Annotated in this window: 16 protein-coding genes; 4 read left to right on the top strand and 12 right to left on the bottom strand. The window is 44.4% G+C overall.

Annotated elements, in window-relative coordinates:
* Positions 1–107 precede the first annotated feature (107 nt).
* Entirely contained in the window at positions 108–788 is a 681-nt protein-coding gene (locus tag C942_RS21660) for a SanA/YdcF family protein (RefSeq protein ID WP_007470362.1), read from the top strand.
* 61 nt (positions 789–849) lie between these two features.
* Here the strand turns inward: C942_RS21660 and C942_RS25660 are convergent, their stop codons facing one another.
* Positions 850–975, bottom strand: a complete 126-nt coding sequence (locus tag C942_RS25660; protein WP_007470360.1) for a hypothetical protein — start codon at positions 973–975, stop codon at positions 850–852.
* A gap of 552 nt (positions 976–1,527) precedes the next feature.
* Here C942_RS25660 and C942_RS21655 point away from each other — a divergent pair.
* On the top strand, positions 1,528–2,898 hold the full coding sequence (locus C942_RS21655) for an SLC13 family permease (RefSeq protein WP_007470358.1): 1,371 nt from the start codon (positions 1,528–1,530) through the stop codon (positions 2,896–2,898).
* 139 nt (positions 2,899–3,037) lie between these two features.
* Here C942_RS21655 and C942_RS21650 read toward each other — a convergent pair whose 3' ends face one another.
* From C942_RS21650 to C942_RS21625, 6 genes are all read right to left on the bottom strand, one after another.
* Entirely contained in the window at positions 3,038–4,027 is a 990-nt protein-coding gene (locus C942_RS21650; protein ID WP_007470356.1) for a Gfo/Idh/MocA family protein, read from the bottom strand.
* A gap of 91 nt (positions 4,028–4,118) precedes the next feature.
* On the bottom strand, positions 4,119–5,423 hold the full coding sequence (locus C942_RS21645; protein WP_036801434.1) for a GGDEF domain-containing protein: 1,305 nt from the start codon (positions 5,421–5,423) through the stop codon (positions 4,119–4,121).
* A gap of 271 nt (positions 5,424–5,694) precedes the next feature.
* Positions 5,695–6,981 carry a DEAD/DEAH box helicase gene (locus C942_RS21640; protein WP_007470349.1) on the bottom strand — a complete coding sequence of 429 codons (1,287 nt, stop codon included), beginning with the start codon at positions 6,979–6,981 and terminating at the stop codon, positions 5,695–5,697.
* Between the two features lie 149 nt (positions 6,982–7,130).
* Entirely contained in the window at positions 7,131–8,039 is a 909-nt protein-coding gene (nagK, locus tag C942_RS21635; protein WP_007470347.1) for an N-acetylglucosamine kinase, read from the bottom strand.
* Between the two features lie 215 nt (positions 8,040–8,254).
* The gene (locus C942_RS21630; RefSeq protein ID WP_007470345.1) at positions 8,255–8,971 is read right to left on the bottom strand and encodes a tRNA-uridine aminocarboxypropyltransferase; all 717 of its coding nucleotides are present in this window, start codon (positions 8,969–8,971) and stop codon (positions 8,255–8,257) included.
* A 117-nt stretch (positions 8,972–9,088) separates the two neighbouring features.
* The gene (locus tag C942_RS21625; RefSeq protein ID WP_007470343.1) at positions 9,089–11,734 is read right to left on the bottom strand and encodes a TIM-barrel domain-containing protein; all 2,646 of its coding nucleotides are present in this window, start codon (positions 11,732–11,734) and stop codon (positions 9,089–9,091) included.
* A gap of 602 nt (positions 11,735–12,336) precedes the next feature.
* On the opposite strand from C942_RS21625, the gene C942_RS21620 reads away from it, so the two are divergent.
* Positions 12,337–14,322: a bifunctional metallophosphatase/5'-nucleotidase gene (locus C942_RS21620; protein WP_007470341.1), complete on the top strand. Its 1,986-nt coding sequence runs from the start codon at positions 12,337–12,339 to the stop codon at positions 14,320–14,322.
* An 86-nt stretch (positions 14,323–14,408) separates the two neighbouring features.
* Here C942_RS21620 and C942_RS21615 read toward each other — a convergent pair whose 3' ends face one another.
* From C942_RS21615 to C942_RS21600, 4 genes are all read right to left on the bottom strand, one after another.
* The gene (locus C942_RS21615; RefSeq protein WP_007470339.1) at positions 14,409–14,690 is read right to left on the bottom strand and encodes a hypothetical protein; all 282 of its coding nucleotides are present in this window, start codon (positions 14,688–14,690) and stop codon (positions 14,409–14,411) included.
* 102 nt (positions 14,691–14,792) lie between these two features.
* Complete coding sequence (locus C942_RS21610; RefSeq protein ID WP_157372675.1) at positions 14,793–15,509, bottom strand: hypothetical protein; 717 nt, start codon at positions 15,507–15,509, stop codon at positions 14,793–14,795.
* A 105-nt stretch (positions 15,510–15,614) separates the two neighbouring features.
* The gene (locus C942_RS21605) at positions 15,615–16,274 is read right to left on the bottom strand and encodes a HEPN domain-containing protein (protein ID WP_007470336.1); all 660 of its coding nucleotides are present in this window, start codon (positions 16,272–16,274) and stop codon (positions 15,615–15,617) included.
* A gap of 100 nt (positions 16,275–16,374) precedes the next feature.
* A complete protein-coding gene (locus C942_RS21600) occupies positions 16,375–16,932 on the bottom strand; it encodes a glutathione peroxidase (RefSeq protein ID WP_007470334.1) in 558 nt (185 codons plus the stop codon).
* Between the two features lie 220 nt (positions 16,933–17,152).
* Between C942_RS21600 and C942_RS21595 the strand changes: the two genes are divergently transcribed.
* The gene (locus C942_RS21595; RefSeq protein WP_007470331.1) at positions 17,153–17,518 is read left to right on the top strand and encodes a hypothetical protein; all 366 of its coding nucleotides are present in this window, start codon (positions 17,153–17,155) and stop codon (positions 17,516–17,518) included.
* Positions 17,519–17,701: 183 nt separating this feature from the next.
* Here C942_RS21595 and C942_RS21590 read toward each other — a convergent pair whose 3' ends face one another.
* Positions 17,702–18,838 carry a patatin-like phospholipase family protein gene (locus tag C942_RS21590; RefSeq protein WP_007470329.1) on the bottom strand — a complete coding sequence of 379 codons (1,137 nt, stop codon included), beginning with the start codon at positions 18,836–18,838 and terminating at the stop codon, positions 17,702–17,704.
* Positions 18,839–19,104 lie beyond the last annotated feature (266 nt).

Genomic DNA, 19,104 nt, shown 5'->3' with positions numbered 1-19,104 from the left:
CGGATAACAGCTTTGGTTATTTGTTTTCATAGCTCATAGAAATAAAAGTACTCGGTGCCTTGCGCATAAATACAAGAGCTTGTTTTAGTTTTTACATTCGGAACCATATGAAGCTGCTTTCTTTATTTCGTATTTCAGCAGTGATGCTAATCGTATTTGTGAGCGCAAGCCTGCTCATTGACCGCTGGGTCTCATCATCTACATCAGGTCGTATTTTTACTGACGCCTCACTTATCCCTGAGCGCTCAGTCGGGCTGGTGTTGGGAACCAGTAAATATATTGCAAAAAACCTTAATCCCTATTACGACTACCGCATGTCAGCTGCACTTTCTTTATATCAGCTTGATAAAGTCAACATTTTGTTGCTGAGCGGTGATAACGCTCACCGCTCTTACAATGAACCCTGGACAATGAAGCGCGACCTGTTAAAAGCAGGCATTCCCGAGCAAGATATTGTCCTTGATTACGCAGGCTTTCGAACTTTAGATTCCGTTGTAAGGGCTAAAAACGTTTTTGAAGCAAACCACTTCGTTATCATTACCCAGAAATTTCATTGCGAACGAGCTCTGTTTATTGCCAAAAACAACGACATTGATGCCATCTGCCTCGCGGTTCCTGAACCTGGAGGCCTGGCCGGATTAAAAATACGAGTTCGCGAAGTGCTGGCCAGAGTCAAAGCTGTGATTGATATCTACCTACTGGATATCCAACCCAAATTCCCTGGTCCTAAAGAACCGATAAGCACCCAAGCCGTAGAAATTGAAGGCCCGGTAAAACCAGAACAATAGAAGTTAAAAGCCGCTGTAAAAACAGCGGCTTTTTTAATCCAGCTATAACAAAGAGCTCAAGTTAACGCGCTTTCTGCTTTTCAGTCTTCGCTATAAACGACTTCATAAACTTCATCCTCACTCCCCGCATATGCGCTTGTGCCTCACTGTGAACGCGCTTACGCAACGTCTGTGCTTTTGCACTCATATCAACCTAACCTCAACTTTATTTAATCTTATAATTAACTATCATTTTCTGCGATTATGATACACGAGGCATAGGGACGCTGTTATTGCTATTCATTGAGTGCAATCGCTTTTGTGACTGACGACACAAAAATCTCGGATAATTGACGCCACAACAGTCAAAAAACCAGCACGGAACGCTAACTTTTTTTAATAATTTCAATACCAATCAATACTTATTTCGATAACAGGCAAAAATCGAGTCAAAAACAAGACAACCTGACCTACCTTATCCCTCTTTTCTCTAATGTTGCCATCTTGTGACAGTTGATATAACCATCATTATGACGATTCCTGTTAAATTGCAGAATGATCATCTACTCAGAGTTTTAATGGGTGCACTTCCACACATCCCAGAATAGCAAGCTCACAAAAAATATAATTGCCAGACAGATTGACCAACAAACCGCCACCAAGTGATTAACAATTACCAAATAACATGTAACATCCGTCGTAACAAAAATGTTGTGACACCCGTACAACCATCATTAAAGACCATCGAAAAGGAAAGCATATGACAGCCTTAACCTTGACACTGAAAAAGTGGCTGTTCGATCGGAATAGCATCATTCTGCTGGCAAACATCGCTCTTTTTACCCTCTTGCTCAACACTTTACCGTTTGAAAAAGACGTTGTTGTCGGCTTAAGCATTCTGGTCTTCGTCGCCGTACTGTGGCTGACCGAAGCCCTGCATGTCAGTATCACTGCCATATTGGTTCCCATCCTGGCCATTGCCTTTGGTATATTCAAAACGCCTCAGGCATTAGGTAACTTCGCCAACCCAATCATCTTCCTGTTCCTGGGTGGTTTTGCCCTGGCAGCAGCCCTCCATAAACAAGAGCTGGACAAAGCTATCGCAGATAAAGTCCTGTTGATCGCCAAAGGACGCATGTCAGTTGCAGTATTCCTGCTGTTTGGTGTTACCGCCGCCTTGTCTATGTGGATCAGTAATACAGCAACAACTGCGATGATGCTGCCGCTGGTATTGGGTGTATTGAATAAAGTGAATGAAAAGAGCCACCGCAGCACCTACGTATTCGTTCTGCTGGGTATTGCTTACTGTGCAAGTATCGGCGGTATCGCGACTGTGGTTGGCAGCCCGCCAAACGCAATTGCTGCTGCTGAAGTCGGCCTAAGCTTTACTGAGTGGATGGTATTTGGCCTTCCAATCTCACTGATGCTGCTACCAATTGCTGTTACCCTGCTCTACTTCCTGCTTAAGCCGGACCTGAACCATACCTTCGAACTGGATCACAAGCCGGTTCAATGGAGCAACGGTAAGCTAATCACGCTGGCTATCTTCACCCTGACAGTTCTGATGTGGATTTTCAGCAAACCAATTAATGCATTCCTTGGTGGCTTCAGTAAGTTCGACACAATGATTGCTCTTGGCGCTATCGTTTTGCTGGGTGCATCCCGCGTAGTTGAATGGAAAGATATCGAGAAGTCGACTGACTGGGGTGTATTGCTACTGTTCGGTGGTGGTATTTGTCTGAGTAATGTGCTGAAAGCAACCGGTGCCAGCGTATTCCTGGCTCACTCTCTGAGCGGATTCCTGGAGCAGGCAGGTCTGTTCTTCACCATCTTAGTTGTTGCCGGCTTCGTCGTATTCCTGACAGAATTTGCCAGTAACACAGCCAGTGCGGCATTGCTTGTCCCTGTATTCGCAACTGTTGCTGAAGCTCTGGGTGTTTCACCGGTCATCCTGTCTGCACTGATTGCTGTATCTGCATCTTGTGCCTTTATGCTGCCAGTTGCCACACCACCAAATGCCATTGTATTCGGCTCTGGCCATATCAAGCAATCAGAGATGATGAAAGCCGGTATCTACCTAAACGTTGCTTGTATCGGCGCACTATCAGTCTTCGCCTGGATGTTCTGGTAATCCCGGTAAGATAAACTAACTTCATGAAATGAAGCCCTGCACTACTAACAATAAATAATCGTTCCCTCTTAGGTGGCCTTAACGGCCACCTTTTTTTATCTGCTTTCAGGGAAATAAAAGCTTTATCTTAACAACGGCCCTAAACTCGCATCTCTTCATCAGCAGGGAAGCGAACGCCAACAACCTCACGTGCCTGCGTGATAATACTGCTGACAATCTGAGTACGCGCTAGACCTGAGTGAACAATCTGGTTTGTTTCAACCAGACGGGCAAACTCAGCGGCTTCGTAATACATGGCGTTATCTTCCTGTGGGCAGGTCAGCTCCAATGCAGGCTCTCCCGAACGGTGAAGAGTTACTGATTTACATTCGGAGATGAAATCAACCAGCATAGTACCCAACTCCCCCTGCAGTTCACTTGGGATCAAACCGTCACTGACTTTAGAATGACTGATAACCACGTCAAACTGGCTATAATGAAGAACAAGCGTACCGTGAGCATCAACGCCGGAATCTAGTAACACGCCCTGAGCAGTAAAGCTGTTCGGTTCACCAAACAAGCCGATTGCAGCACTGAGCGGATAAATACCGATGTCCATTAGCGAGCCATTTGAAAACGCCGGATTAAAGGTATTCGGGTTTTCACCGTTCAGATACTTAGCATAGCGGGAAGACAGCTGGCAGTAGGAAAAGTAAACCTTACGAAGCTTACCTAACTTCGGCAACGCCTGACGGATTTGCACAAAGTTTGGGGTATATGTCGTTTTCATAGCTTCAAACAACACAACGCCCTTTTCCTGTGCCATTGCAATCAAAGCATCAACTTCAGCAATATTCGATGCCAACGGCTTTTCACCAATAACGTGCTTACCCTCTTCGATAAACAGTTTGGCCTGTGGTCCATGAAGAGAGTTCGGGCTCGCAATATAGACAGCATCCAGCTCATCACTGGCGGCCATTTCTTCAAGGTTATCGAAACACAGGCAGATACCATATTTTGATGCAAACTCTTCAGCTTTCTCAATCTGGCGGGAATAGACAGCCACCAGCTGGTATTTACCCGTTTTTAATGCAGCTTCAATAAAGCTGTCTGTAATCCAGTTTGTACCAATAACACCAAAGCGGATCATAATCGTCTCTGCTTCCTTATTACTATTCCATGAAAGTGATGGCTCATCATATCAAACTACTGAGCAGCTTATTAATATCCATTTTTTGCTCTTACACTTTTCTCACTTCAACCTGGTTTCTTCCACCATGCTTTGCGGCATAAAGCGCACTATCCGCCCTGTTTAGTAAAGACTCAAAACTTTCATTTCCAGTCAACTCAGCAACGCCGATACTACAAGTAATCGGTAAATCATCACCCCATTGGTACGATTCCACCACCGTTCGCAGATGCAAAGCAAAAGCTTCTGCACATGAAAGGCTGACACCAGGACAAAAAAGAATAAATTCTTCGCCGCCCCAGCGCACAAACACGTCATTGCCTCGGATCTGAGTCTTCAGAACAGTGGCAAATTCTTTCAGGATCTCATCACCCTTGAGATGACCGAACGTGTCATTAATTGATTTGAAGTGATCGATATCGATATAAATCAATGAGAACGCCTGACCATTCGCTCTGACGTCTTCCATTGCTTTATCAAGCCAGATTGTGACGGCATTACGATTTTTAGTTCCGGTTAAAGCATCAATAAATGCCAGTTGTTCAAAATGCAGGGTCTTTTCATGCAGAGCCTTATTCGTTGAGCTTAGCTCGTTACCTTTGGCTTCAATGACCCGTAGGTTACGCCGTAACTTAAAGTGTTCAAATACCAACAATAAACCAGCAGCAGTCAGCCAAAGCATAATATTAAACTTCAGCAGTGCAGCCTCAGAGATCCGTTCTCCGTAGAACACCAACGATTTGATTTTTAGCTCATAATCAGCAGGCGCAACGTTACCTGACGTGGAAATTTGGATCTCGGTGACGTTATCAAATTGCGGGCCGGCATATTCAATAGGAATTTCATAATCAGCAATCCACCATGAAAGCACCTGAAATGCCCTCATAGGCACAATCAGTAAGCCTTCTTTACTTTCAGGTTCAAATTCAATCATGTTGTATTTTAAAGAAAGCGGATCGTTAATATCAGAATAACTCGGATCAAAATTGCGAAGATAAACACGAACCCGCTCTGCATTGACCGGACTCTTATAATCCAACTCAAGGCCAATTGAGTGATACTTGCTTAAATCTATGCCTTTTATGCCATTCGTCAGCACCATTGATACACCACAGAATGGCCACTTCGAAGAATCAGTCAGTCTGCACCCGAGCGACAACGAACGGCCGTCATTATTCAGCCATGACATGCTGGAACCTCCATAATTGCTGTCATCAATGTTTTTAAAAGATGCCAACTTCGAAGAGATCACTAATTCTGTATCAAACAAACCGTTGAGGTAGCAGATGTAGGATGAGACTGTAACAAAAATAAGGAAGTAAAGGGCCAGTCGAAAATGCTGGCTTAGCTTTGCCATATTCCCCCGATACTTGTATTGCAAATCGTAATTTATGGAAAACGGGCGAACACTAACAAAAAGCTTCAGGTTCAACAATTTATAATTCTATTGATTAGGATAATTGAGCCAACTTCACACCCCCACATCAAACCAAAGCCAAAAACCGTCACTTTTAACCCAAAAGCGCAAAATGATATGCGCAAATGATATATTTAAGCCGCCAATGCATCTAAAAGTTACACTGACGGCTCTTTATATAAATGGGTGATTTCTGATTAACAGAAACTAGTTAACGGCGTACATTTCGACCGCGGTTCTTATGGATCTTATGCTTGGCTTTTGCTCTTCGCTTATCCGCCGAGCGACCTCGACGACGGTTTTCCGGAGGTTCAATTGTCGGGTCCGGTTCATAGCCTTCTAGCCACTGTTGCGGCAAACGGGTGTCTAGCAGCTCTTCGATCGCTTTCAACGCCCATTCTTCATCCAGGCTCATTAATGAAATTGCATTGCCAGCCTGACCCGCCCTTCCGGTGCGACCAATTCGGTGAACATAGTCTTCAGCCTTGAACGGCATATCAAAGTTAACGACATACTCCAGCTGTTCAATATCCAAACCGCGAGCAGCAACGTCAGTGGCAATTAAAGCGCGAACTTTGCCGTCTTTAAAATCATTCAGCGCACGCTGTCGCGCTCCTTGGCTTTTATCACCGTTGATTGATGCCGCTTTAATACCATCAAGACCAAGCTCTTTGGCCAGTGCGTCAGAACCTTGCTTAGTTTTTGTAAATACCAGCACTTGCTGCCAGTTTCGGGAACCAATCAAATAAGAAAGCAGCTCACGTTTACGGTGCTTATCAACAGGATAAACCATTTGCTCGACTGTCACTGCCGCGCTATTTGACGGTGTAACTTCAATTACTTTTGGATCATCGAGAATATCGTAAGCCAGTTTTTTCACTTGCTTGGAAAACGTAGCTGAGAAGAACAGCGTTTGCTTTGATGATTTCATGCGCTTCATAACTCGCTTGATATCATCGATAAAGCCCATATCCAGCATACGATCAGCTTCATCAAGAACGAAGTATTCGACTTTCGACAAATCAACTGTACCTACATAAGCATGATCCAACAGACGCCCCGGTGTTGCCACCAGAATGTCAGCCCCAGAACGGATGGCATTCACCTGCACTTTCATGCTGGTTCCACCGTAAGCCACAGCTGTTTTTACAGGCGTCGCCTTACTATATTCAGTAACGCTGTCATAAACCTGCTGAGCCAGCTCTCGGGTCGGCGTCAGGATCAGTGCGCGGATTTGAATATTCGCGCGATCGTCACGACTTTCTTCGCTCTGAGCTTCGACACTCACTTCCGGCTTTGGCTGTGCCAACAAACACTGCAATACAGGCAGAGCAAAAGCTGCGGTTTTACCTGTACCGGTTTGCGCGCCTGCCATAATGTCATGACCGGCTAATACTTGAGGTATCGCCTGCTTCTGAACCGGGGTCGGTTCGGTGAAACCCAAGGCGTTAACGGTATCGACTAGCGGACTTTGAAGTCCCAAGGCTTGAAATGGCATGCTGCTTTCCGGTTCTGTAAAAATCAAGAGCGCGGATTCTAGCAAAAAATGAAGGGAAATATACAAAAGCACCGCCAATAAGGCAGTGCTTTTTATTCAGTAAGCAGCGGCGTTTACAAAACCGTTTATAAAACGCCGATGAATAATACTTACTTGATATTCAGGAATGCAGCACCACGAACGCCACCAGCATCACCGTATTTCGCTTTAACGATTTTCGGTACACGAGCAACAGAAAGCAGGTGTTTCGGCAAACGTTTAGGCAGCTCAGTGTAAAGCAGTTCGAAGTTAGAAAGACCACCACCAAGCACAACAACGTGCGGATCCAGTGCTGTGAACAGGTTAGCGAGGCAAATAGCCAGCAACTCCATGAAACGATCAACGTGCTCAACGGCTTTCTCATCACCTTCGGCATGGCGTTTGATGATATCAATCGCTTTCACTTCCTCACCATAGTAGTGAGTATAAAGCTGCTCGAAGCCACGACCTGAAAGGTAGTTGTCGATACAGCCTTTGTTATCACAACCACAGCTAAACAGCGGTGCATTTTCACCAAGGTGGAACCAGGCATCAATCGGCATACGGGTATGGCCAAGCTCGCCTGCTACGTGGTTCATGCCGGAGAATACATGACCGTCAAATACCAGGCCGCCACCGAAACCAGTACCAAGGATAAGACCAAGAACAGACTTCTCGCCCTGTAACTCTTCATCCCATGCTTCAGAAAGCGCAAAACAGTTAGCATCGTTATCAATGCTGACTGAACGCCCCAGACGCTCTTCAAGATCTTTGCGAAGAGTACGACCTTTCGCAGCAGGAACATTAGAAGTCAGCAGCTTACCATCTTCTGCATCTTCCATTCCCGGAATACCGATACCCACCATACCTTCGCAGGCAAACTCTTCATCGGCTTTCTTGATAATGCTGACCAGTGTCTCGACCAGTTTGTCGTAGTCATCACCCGGAGTAGGCACACGTTCCGTCGCAACGCGTTCCAGTTTCTCATTAAATGCACCAAATTCAATCTTGGTGCCGCCCACATCAAAGCCGTAGTACATCCTGCACTCTCCGCAAATTTATAAAACAACAAAACTGAAAAAATTATCCACACATCTACACCCGCAGACTGTGACGTATCACAAATTTAGTGGGCCAGAAGATGGTTACAGCTCGCGTTTGCTGAAAGAAACAGCAAGTCGTTGCATAAATTTTCAACTCACTGTTATAAAATTACTTTTCTCGCTGAAACTATTCCGCTCAAGCAGAGGTATTTCTATGTCGTCAAGTATGCCTTTAATTGCTTAACAGCCGACTCTTCCGGCAACATACGATTCATCTTTCCGGCAATGTAATTTTCCCTGAACACGTCGAACCATAGATCCAATACATCAGCATTTCGCTGCTCACCGTACAAATCAATAATACGTGCCGCCACTTCAGCTGTCCCCAACTGATTTTCTTTCGATGCTTCACGTACCTTATAGCGAGACGGCTTTTCCGGGTTTATCGATAAAACCGGGAACTGATTCAGGTACGGGCTTTTACGGAACATCTTCTTCGCTTCAGCCCAGCTACCGTCCAACATGATAAACAGCGGGCGCTTGCCCGTATTGATTTCAACTTTTTCGGCCACACGCTCAGGTTCAGCATATTCGGCCGGGAAAACAACGTAAGGCTGCCACTGAGGATCATTCAGAAGATCCAGCATTTCCTGATTTGGTTCTGTACGCGACCAGATATAAGCGAAAGTATCTTCAAACAGATCAGCAATCAGACGGCCGGTATTACTTGGTTTGAGAATCTCATCGTCATACATCACCAACAAAAAAGCCGCATCGGATTTAATAACCGGCTTTTCTGAACAAATACAAAGGTGCTCACGCAGCATACAGTAGCTACAACGTTCAACCTTACAGCCTCTTGCCCTGAACGGACGTGTCGAACGTGCCAAACGTTCTTCGTATAAATTATGTACCGCGTGAATACGCATAGCGCTTTTACCTAAAACAACAAAACGCCAGCATTTTACTGGCGCTTTTCTTTGTTTCAATCAAAACCGCGTAATTTATGGAGTTCTAAATTACTAGGATTTGTAGATTGGTACTTTCTACATCACTACAGACAACTGAATTGTCTTATTGACTGGTAATGCTGAGTGCTCAATCACTAACTCTTCTCCTTGCTGTTTCCAGCCTTGTACTTTCTTACCGTTAAGCTCAACTGCTTTCACTTTTCCTTGCAGACCCAGCCATTCAATATGAAGCGGACGAGCCTGAGGCGCATTTGCATAGTTCCCTTCAGCAACAATAGTCAGCTTGAATTCAGAACCTTTGTGCTGAGTGTTGAAAGTGGTTTTACGCAACCCACCATTCAAGTACGCATTGGTTGCACCATCATCTTCATACAGGGTGAATTCACCGTCACTACCGAAAATACGAGCGGCTAATGTCAGCGGCACTTCACTGCTTAGAGGCATTGTTTGCTCTGGGTTCATCGGAATGATCGCACCATCACGAGCAAACAGCGGTAGCGTCAGAAGATTCTGATCATAAACAGGCAACTGCTTCAGCCATTCACCTTTACTGTCAACGGCTTTACCTGTGCGGTAGTCATACCATTTACCACGAGGCAGGTAGACATCCACAGCTTGCTGACCCATTTTCGCAATCGCCGCCCCCATCAGATCTTTACCCATCATCTTCTGGCCAGCGAGGTTATGCGCTTTGGCATCATCAGCAAAGTAATAATCCATCGGCGGATATACCGGCTCAGCAGCAATGTTGGCACGATGCGCCAGAGAGTACAGATATGGGATCAACTGGTAACGAAGTTTGATATTAGCTTGGTTGCTTGCCATATCACCGACACGATCCGGCGCTGTTTCCTTACAGTTACACAGATTCTCGGTATGCGGGCGAACCGGCACTTCGAACAAAGAGCTATAAGCAAACCACTGGGTGTAGGTTTCGTTCAGGGCTGCTTCTCGTTTTTCCGGTACAGCGCTTAATGCACTGCGATGGAAACCGCCGATGTCTGAACTGTAGTAATCAATACCCGACAGAACCATGTTTGGCTGCATACTGAACTGGCTCGCCAGACTTTCCAGGTTAGTACCGATATCTGCCGACCACATGGTCGCACCAAAACGCTGGATACCCGGTGCACCGGAGCGCGACATCATGAACGGACGGGTTGCGGTTTCATTACGCTGATAACCGTCGTAGATACTTTCAAGCCATTTATAGTTGAAAATATTATGGACATCATTCTGCGTGCGACCATCGGTATAAACACCTTTCGGGTTATACATTTCCGGCTCACCCAAATCGGTCCAGTGACCAATCACGCCCATATCAATAAGCGGCTTACGTTTCCAGTCATGCCATTCTTTACCGGCATCGGCGCTGGTCCAGTCGATCATGCCGCCTTTACCCCACCAGTAACCATAGTTGTTCTGGTCTGAATCAATCGCTTTGCCGGTTTCAGGGTCTTTCACGAGATACCCGTGTTCTGCCATTTTGCCGAACTCTTCAAGTCCGTCGCTGACATAAGATTCCTCAATAAGCATCATGCCGACGCCCTGCTCTTTCAGCGATTTGATCTTCTGTTCCGGAGCCGGGAAATTCTCACGATCCCAGGTCAGAGTGCCCATCTGACTGTTCGGACTGAAGGCATCAACATTACCAAACCACTGCAAATCCATTACCACGCCATCAAGCGGGAAATGGTTTTTCTTCAAAGTATCCAGCTTGTCATCCAGCTCCTGCCAGTTGTCAAAACCGTACTCTGACAGCCACATACCAAACATCTTACGCGGCGGAACAAGCGGAGTACCGACCATAGACATGTACTTCTGGCGCAATTCAGGAAGATCGTTACCAGCCATAAACAGGAAGCTCGGTGAGCCTTCAAGCTGAGAAATTTTCCATGGAGTGCCTGTGAAATCCCAGGTTGCGGAATATACGGTATCTAAGTAAATCGCATAATTGCGTTGCTGCTGACTCATGGCATACAGAATTGGGAACTGAGTATTACCAGTACCACCACCCTGATAGCCTTCCATCTTATTACCGCCCTGGCGCTTGAAGCCCAACCAGTTGGTATTTAGCTTGCCCGGATCGTGGAATTCCTGCCCCAGACCATTCAACTGATAATCACCCTCAGACTTCACAGTGAAACTGTTCATCTTGTCTGGACAGATTTCACTGAGCTGTCCTTTTGACTCGGAAACCATAGCTACACACAGGTTTTGCGGGTTAACCGTTACTTGCAAGTCTGCTGTTGAAAAGCCATTGTTCTTTCTTTGCAGTGCTGACGGGCCGTTGTACTTGGTGATATCAATAAGCTCAGTTGTAGGTAATGCTTCACCTTTAGGCTGATCTTTAAAAGCCATATGAATGACATCATCAGCTAACACATCAATAGCCAGGCTTCGCTGCGGTTGGACTGCTTTTTCAAGGAATAAATCCTTGTGCTGTGCAACCACGTCCTTGCCCAATTGCTCCTCCAACGAATCAATATATGCCTGCTCACTGTAGTAAGTTTTTTTCAACAGCGGTTTTAGCTGCTTACGCAAATTAACTTCAGGTACGGCTTTGCGCATCCGAAACACCTGAGCAGGCTCAAGGCGATAGCTCGGTTCATTCTGATAACGAAAGTGACCGATATCGGCATAAGCTGAGCAGCTTGCTGCCAATAAGCCAGGCACGGCGATCCCCAACATCAAATGTCGTAGTGGCGTTTTTTCCGTCATGGTTATTCCCTTCAAATGGTACTAGTTGACGTCAGCTGTGAACTGTTCGAAACAACGTACGTAACCCAAAGTAACGTAGTTGAATAACAAGAAGAATGGCTGACAGTACGAACTAGCCTGTCTCGATATAATTAACGGGAATATACGTCGGGGGAAATTAACTTAAAAGCGATTATTATCAATAGTTTGTTTGTATAACACTCGTCACTAAATGTGCAAATAAAAGCAAATCAAAGTCACAGATTGTGACAAGGATTCTGGTTTAGAATGGCTAGAGTTGTTATAGCCTAAATTCACTTCTCTCCTTGCTTTAACACTCAAAGATCAATCGTATGATTTTCATCCGGCCAACCGTTTGATTTGTCAGCAAACAAACTTATTGAGCAAAATATTAACAAAACCAACCTCTATCCTGAAAAACCTTTATTTTCAGTATGCTATAAGCCTTAACAAGTAAACGTTTACGCCAAACGATAAAATCAAATACTTAGTTATCAATAAATATGTTTGCTCATGCATATGTTTCTGGCTATAGTGCGCTCGCCCCGCTATTGCGGGGCATTTATTTATCTACCCCCAGAAAATGATATACAGGTAATTGAATGAACCTTTCAAAGCCTCTCATCGCACTTTCTGTCACAGCCGCACTGGCTGGCTGCGCACAGACTCCTTCACAACCGGAACACGCATTTACTCTGACTGTCGCTCATATTAACGACACGCATTCCAATTTTGATCCGGTTAAATCCAGCTTCAAGGCTAATGACACTCTGGTTTACAACGAGTTTGGCGGCTACCCTCGTCTGAAAACGATGGCCAATGAGTACAAAGAAGCCGCTAAAGAGAAAAATAACAGCTTCCTGTTCCTTCACGGTGGCGACGCTTGGCAAGGCAGTGCCTACTTCAAACTGAATGAAGGTGCTATGAATGCTGACCTGCTGAGTCAGATGGGTCTGGATGCAATGGCTCTGGGTAACCACGAATTCGACCTGAACAATGCTAAACTGAACCAGTTTATGAACGACATCAACTTCCCGATTGTTGCCGCGAACGTTGATACCAGCAAAGACCCGGACCTTAAAGATCAAACCAACCTGAAGCCTTACGTCGTGTTTGCGTTTGACGGTAACCAGAAAACGCCGGTAGCTGATCTGGAAAATCTGCCCAAAGATAAAGATTTGGTAGCCGTATTCGGTATCGCTCTGGATGACATGCCTAACCTGGCACCAAACACAGGTAAGGTTCAATTCCACAATATGGTGGAATCAGCTCAGGCAACCGTTGATATGCTGGAAGCCAAAGGTATTCACAACATCATCGCTCTGACTCACATCGGTAACTCTGTTGATCTGGATATCGCATCAAAAGTTAACGGTATCGACCTGATCGTCGGCGGCCACTCCCACACCCTGCTGGGCGATTTCACCAACCTTGGTCACGCCAATAACGGTATTTACGCACAGATGGTCAATAACCCTGACGGTGAAAGCCAGACCTGTGTTGTTCAGGCCGGCCAATATGCTCAGGCTATCGGCCAGCTGAAAGTCAGCTTTGATGAAAATGGTGACGTAGCAGCCTGTAACGGTTTGAATACTATGCTGAGCAACGATGAGTACTACCACTCACCAATGCGCGAAGCAGGCAGCAAATTCGATAAAGATGAAACAACCAAAGTTGTGAACTTTATTGATGAAGAAGAAAACATCACCATCACTGACGAAGATGTAGCAATGCGCTCTCACATCGACAGCAAATACAAGCCAGCTGTTGATAAAGCATATGGTAGCGTGATTTCCCAAGTCGCTGATGAAATCAACCACGAGCGTCGTCCTGGCGACCGCGGTACAGACAAGCATGGTTCAGACGTTGCACCTCTGGTTGCCGAAGGCCAGTACTACTGGACAAACAGCACAGAAGTACAAAAAGTTACAGGCATGAAAGTGGACTTCGCCCTGATCGGTGCCGGTGGTATCCGTACCAACATGGAAGCAGGCGAATACCGTGAAGGTAACGTATCACTTGAACTGCTGCCTTTCTCAAACTTTATGTCAGTCCTGCCGGTGAAAGGTGCCGACATCAAAGCGCTGATTACAGGGGCAGTAACCGCAACGCTTCCGGAAGGTGCCCACGCAGGTAAATTCCCTTACGGCGGTCACATCCGTTACCAGTACACTGAAACAACCACTCACCAGAAAGGTAAGCTGGATTACGTGGAAGTAATGACGGGTACAAAAGCGGATCCAAGCTGGACACCAATCGTTGACAGCAAGATCTATAACGTTGCTATCAACAACTACAACGCAACCGGTAACGATGGCTGGACACCGCTGTTTAAAGCTCAGCAGAAAGATTCTGGTCGCGTGGACCTTGCTTATGTTGATGGCAAACTAACCGGCTTTAAAGTAAAGAACATTGAAGAAGTGAGCGGAAAATATAAAGTTCACTACGAAGTGAGCGGCCCGAACTGTAAAGCAGCTAACACACGTTGTAATACAGATGCTCAAGCGGTTATCGATTATGTCGCTGACGAACAGCCAGCACTGGCACCGCTTAGCTATGAAGTTGTGACGTTCAACCGCGCGCAATAACACCACTATGCAAAAAACCGCATAACAAGCAAGCTAAGGGCTTTCTGACTCAGAAGGCCCTTTTTTATAACGCTTCTGTATTCGTGTTATTGATAACCATGTTCCCGTTTCCAATCATCACTCATTTTTTCAAGGATACAGGCAGGCAGCGGCCGATGTGCACTTGGCGGCTTAGTTGCAATCATCCGGTAACCGGATGCTTTCAGGCGTAAATCAAATGACCGATCAATCGGCATCCCGGCCCGGCATAAATCCCAGCGAAAGACCCTGAGAGCAAGGTATTCATATTCCTCAATTTCGCCACCCAAAGGAAACTTGAGTACCTTCGCATAGGACTTTTTCGCCAGCTCGAAGTTTACTTGTATCATAAGCACCTCCAAACCCACTGTATATATTAACAGTAGACCTTTATTTGAGTACTTACAATACAAGTGAATAAAAACACCGTATTGATCAAATAAATTCAGTCATTACGACTTGGGAGTTTTAAATACTCGCTGATTTTCTTGCAGGATCGGGGCATAAACACGGGAGATATCATCATCAACCACTGTTATCTGTTGTTTCAGACGAGACAGCCTTCCGTCAACATATGCACTAATGACAACTTCACCATTATTTTGTTTGGTGGTCAGAAAGAAGTTTGAGTACTCATATTCAGAAAACAGGTTCTCACCATCCAGTTCATAACCCAGTCCCTTACAACTGATTTGAATTGTCTGGGTTGTCGTTAGCAATACATTTCGAACTGAGCAGTGATTATCCATCAAAGATGAATCAACAATATCTCGACCCAACACATAGAAATTAGCTTGATCTCTGGAACCATGAATTTGCTTGATATGGCGTAACTTAGTCAGAGTTCTATTTACTTCATCTATTTGCTTATCTGATAAGAAAGCCAGCTTATTGCTTTTAATTGCCTGGAGACGACCTTCAAAAGATAAAACCTGATCAAGCTGATCACAAAATGACTCGCCAATACTTTCATAGTCATACATTTTACCGACTAAAGGATTTGCACTGACAAATGGCGCAGTTATTAAAGAAAACAAGATGATAAACAATACAGTAGATTTTCTGTTAATCATCTGAATAAGCCTTTCCATGCCTTTCATCCCCATCATCTGAAGTATCCCTAAAGCAGAAACACTTAAGCAATTCCATCTGTTATAGGTATCGACCATATATGCAACAACTTTAATACACCTTAATTCCGCATAGTCTGATCTGAATAGAAAAAAGGCTGCCAGTTGGCAGCCAAAACGTTGGAAATTACGAGAATATAATCACTAACTTGCTTTAAGGTTGGGATAGACTGAATCACCCCACCCTAAATCTTTACCATCCATCATCAAATCAATAATCAACGGCACCAAGTCCGCCAACATGCGGGTACAATCCCGAACCTGCTCACGGTTGATATCGCTTTGCCACATTGCGCCACCATGGACTAATTGGTTTCGAAGGGTATAACAACGACAGAGGATTATTGAAAGGAGGGATACGGTGTCTTTATTGGCGAGAGCCCAGTTTGCCTTATCACTTACTTTATTTTGTTTCTCCTGCCAGGCGCGTTTAGTAATGTTGCCCCGCTGATAGTCCCAGAACGGTTCAAAGATGTAAGGGTTATCAAGCAGTACCCGAATCGTATTCGAGTATGACTGCCAAACCAAATTATAGAGCCTGCTTTTAGTATCTATCTTTTCCAGACGAGCTAGAAAATGCCGGAACAATTCCCGCTCACTCGGACGGTTAACAAGATCAAGATCGTTTGCATAAGCAGCATTAAATGCTATCCACAAAAAAATGTACTGGGAATCCAAGTCTTCGCACAACTCAGATTTCTCAAGCCAACTCAAAGCTCGATGTACCCGCATTGATAATGATTTGGGGTAGCCTGAACGCTCTTTGCGGTGACGAGTTTTCAAGCCGGCATGTTTAAGGGACATAGGCATACTCTCACAAACATTAAGCAACAAGTTTACTATCTGGTAAGAGCAGTGAGTTGTACCTGTGTCACATAAATTTTAAATGATTAATGATTAATGATTAAAGCAAATTGTCAATCATTTCAGTGATGGCGTCATCCGTCGGCAAAGTACTACTCGCAAACACACTTACTACTTCACCGTCTCTATCGACTAAGTACTTATAAAAATTCCACTTCGGCGTAATACCACTCTTTTCTGCCAATACTTTAAACACTGGATTAGCACTCACCCCTCGAATCTGAGTACGCTCCATCATAGGAAATGTGACACCGTAGTCTAAATAACAAACCTTCGCAGTGTCGGCTTCACTTCCTCTGTCTTGCCGAAAGTCATTTGACGGAAATCCAATGACAGTAAATCCACGACCTTTGTATTGTTGATAAATATTCTCAAGTTGCTCAAACTGAGAAGTAAACCCACATTGACTGGCTGTATTAACAATCAATAACACCTTCCCATTGAACTGCTGGCACATCGACAGTGCTTCCGACGAATTTAACTTGTTGAAAGTATGATTCAAAACATCAGCACACTCAGCTGGTGGTTCATCATTAGCATGAACAACCATTGAAGCTGACATCATCAGTATGGCAATGGCGAATGTTTTCCCGATCATTTTCTTCTCCGTGGATATGTTGCGCTACCTTCTCTTTTCTCATTTAAATCATAATGAGGCAGATAAGTTCAGTTTGCGAATCACTTTAATTCGATACGCCATACACTCTTAAAATGATCACTTTTCATCCAGGTAAAGAAATCCCCTCGATAAACCCTTTCATCATGATTCACGCTATTTTACTATTCACGCTTAACCCGAACCTAAGGACTCTGTGTTAATGCAACAAGTGAACATCATTGCCAACCCGCATCTTGCAACTATTTTCAAAAGCTGGGCTGCTGACTGGGAAAAAGAAAGTCAATCTGGTCAGAAAGACATGGCCAACAAGTTCCACACTGTATATACCATTGCCTCAAAGCTGTTCATCGAAGGTGGAGAAGTTGAGCTGCAGTTTCTGAATGCGCTGCTTGCTGATTGTAAGCAGAAATGTGAAATGGCTATCGCAATGAACGAAAAAGTAACAGCCAGCCTGAATGCTGATGATGCGCGTGCCAAAGCAATTATCGAAAAGATCAACACAACGGCTCAGGATGCAGCTTTCGTGGTTCGATATCTGGAAGAAATGCTGAAGCCAGCTAAATAACCTGCTTCACTCTCCCCGTGGCGTCTGTGAGACCTATTCCCAAGGAGCACTTGTCCAAACAACTCCGGTCAGACGCCATTGGCATCAACTCTTGCTATTCTCTCCAAATATCAACTGATTGCCCTCTAATTTATAACAAGCAGCAAAATAACATACAGAACACTTTAGCCTGTTATTCACCACTTAAAGAGCATACTTCATGATCGGCCACTGGCCGCGTACTAACAATTTTTCAGCCGGTAGTTCTCTTACCCATTTTCTTATAGCCGTATCAGACAGCGCGTATCCCCAATTAATTAAACGTCCCTGCTCTTCAGCACTAAAAGCATTAAGTCGAGTCCGGAAATTTTTCAGATTTGCAGTTAAATCTGAATCTGTTGTCATTGAATCAGTAAAATCATAGTTATTAATCTTAGTGCTAATACCAAAATAAGTCCCACCATATACTTGATGCTGTCCCTGACCATCCAATTTTTTGTAATCACTTATTAGCTTGCGCTTTCTGAGAGCTCGCTGTTGATCTGTCATCAAATCCGTCATTCGTAATAATTGACTTACATGATTAGTTTTTATGTTCGTCTGCACTTTAAACGGTGCACCCGCATCACAGGCAATCACATGAGTAAAATCGCCGTTACCTTTAGTGAGAGCTTCCAGTCCAAGATTGTCATAAAGACCACCATCAGTAAGTTGCAACTTCGTTCTTAATGATGGATTTTCGAAGTAATCTGCATATTGCGTCTTCTCCCATAAATTGGGATTCGTTTTAAGTGTAACTGGCGATAGAACTGGTGGAAAGGCACTGGATATTCCCACAACTTTGGCTATAGGCAAATCAGGAACTGGATATTTTCCTATCTTGTAATCTGTAATCCCTGATTTTTGTATACGAATACTTGAACCAGTTTGGTAATTAGTCCCATAAAAAATAAACTCCGGAGCATGATTCGGGATGTCCTGAATATTTGCTTCCTTAAAAAGATGCTTATCATAAGCCTTAGCAACTTTATCACCAACGGTATCTTTAAGAGAGAATAGACCAGATAATACGGATTCAACATCAATTGTTCGAGAGCAAAATCGCTGAATAGGTAAAGCTACAACTTCATCAAAGTTAGTTGCCACATCATCACTATTAAAATGCAATTGGTCCCATTTTATCGCTAGATAGGCAGTCGTAATACTTCCTCCCGATACACTTGTGACTGTTTTCAATTTAGGTAGGAGCCCAAACTGATTTAAACGCCAAATAGCCCCTAATGAGTAAAGTGTTGCTCTATACCCACCTCCAGACACTGCAAGGCCGATCTTGTTCTCCATAATATTCATCCTTAAAATCTATTTCATAAACTCAACGAACGTTGCCAACCTAAATTAGTTTCAGATCAACAACCTTTACCATTACCCTAGTACAACTTTAGTTAGGCAATAGATAATAAACTTAGATGTCCATCTCATTATCACCTCGACAAATACTGACCAAATTGAAGCTAATATTAGAAGCTTGTATGTCTAGTCCTAAAATAGGTTGACGCTTTTTTTATGAAGCCAGTAGGAAATCCCAGCTGGCTTTTTCATGCACTTCA

Source organism: Photobacterium marinum, assembly GCF_000331515.1.
Classification (GTDB): domain Bacteria; phylum Pseudomonadota; class Gammaproteobacteria; order Enterobacterales; family Vibrionaceae; genus Photobacterium; species Photobacterium marinum.
Note: the sequence above shows the minus strand (reverse complement) of the source record. Positions and strands in the feature narration are given on the sequence as shown.

Excerpts from the sequence above, each read along its gene's own strand:
- C942_RS21610 (WP_157372675.1), bottom strand. The coding sequence starts at position 15,509 with ATGGTCGATACCTATAACAGATGGAATTGCTTAAGTGTTTCTGCTTTA.
- C942_RS21605 (WP_007470336.1), bottom strand. The coding sequence starts at position 16,274 with ATGTCCCTTAAACATGCCGGCTTGAAAACTCGTCACCGCAAAGAGCGT.
- C942_RS21625 (WP_007470343.1), bottom strand. The coding sequence starts at position 11,734 with ATGACGGAAAAAACGCCACTACGACATTTGATGTTGGGGATCGCCGTG.
- C942_RS21655 (WP_007470358.1), top strand. The coding sequence starts at position 1,528 with ATGACAGCCTTAACCTTGACACTGAAAAAGTGGCTGTTCGATCGGAAT.
- C942_RS21645 (WP_036801434.1), bottom strand. The coding sequence starts at position 5,423 with ATGGCAAAGCTAAGCCAGCATTTTCGACTGGCCCTTTACTTCCTTATT.
- C942_RS21630 (WP_007470345.1), bottom strand. The coding sequence starts at position 8,971 with ATGCGTATTCACGCGGTACATAATTTATACGAAGAACGTTTGGCACGT.
- nagK (WP_007470347.1), bottom strand. The coding sequence starts at position 8,039 with ATGTACTACGGCTTTGATGTGGGCGGCACCAAGATTGAATTTGGTGCA.
- C942_RS21660 (WP_007470362.1), top strand. The coding sequence starts at position 108 with ATGAAGCTGCTTTCTTTATTTCGTATTTCAGCAGTGATGCTAATCGTA.
- C942_RS21615 (WP_007470339.1), bottom strand. The coding sequence starts at position 14,690 with ATGATACAAGTAAACTTCGAGCTGGCGAAAAAGTCCTATGCGAAGGTA.
- C942_RS21640 (WP_007470349.1), bottom strand. The coding sequence starts at position 6,981 with ATGCCATTTCAAGCCTTGGGACTTCAAAGTCCGCTAGTCGATACCGTT.
- C942_RS21650 (WP_007470356.1), bottom strand. The coding sequence starts at position 4,027 with ATGATCCGCTTTGGTGTTATTGGTACAAACTGGATTACAGACAGCTTT.
- C942_RS21600 (WP_007470334.1), bottom strand. The coding sequence starts at position 16,932 with ATGATCGGGAAAACATTCGCCATTGCCATACTGATGATGTCAGCTTCA.
- C942_RS21590 (WP_007470329.1), bottom strand. The coding sequence starts at position 18,838 with ATGGAGAACAAGATCGGCCTTGCAGTGTCTGGAGGTGGGTATAGAGCA.
- C942_RS25660 (WP_007470360.1), bottom strand. The coding sequence starts at position 975 with ATGAGTGCAAAAGCACAGACGTTGCGTAAGCGCGTTCACAGTGAGGCA.
- C942_RS21620 (WP_007470341.1), top strand. The coding sequence starts at position 12,337 with ATGAACCTTTCAAAGCCTCTCATCGCACTTTCTGTCACAGCCGCACTG.
- C942_RS21595 (WP_007470331.1), top strand. The coding sequence starts at position 17,153 with ATGCAACAAGTGAACATCATTGCCAACCCGCATCTTGCAACTATTTTC.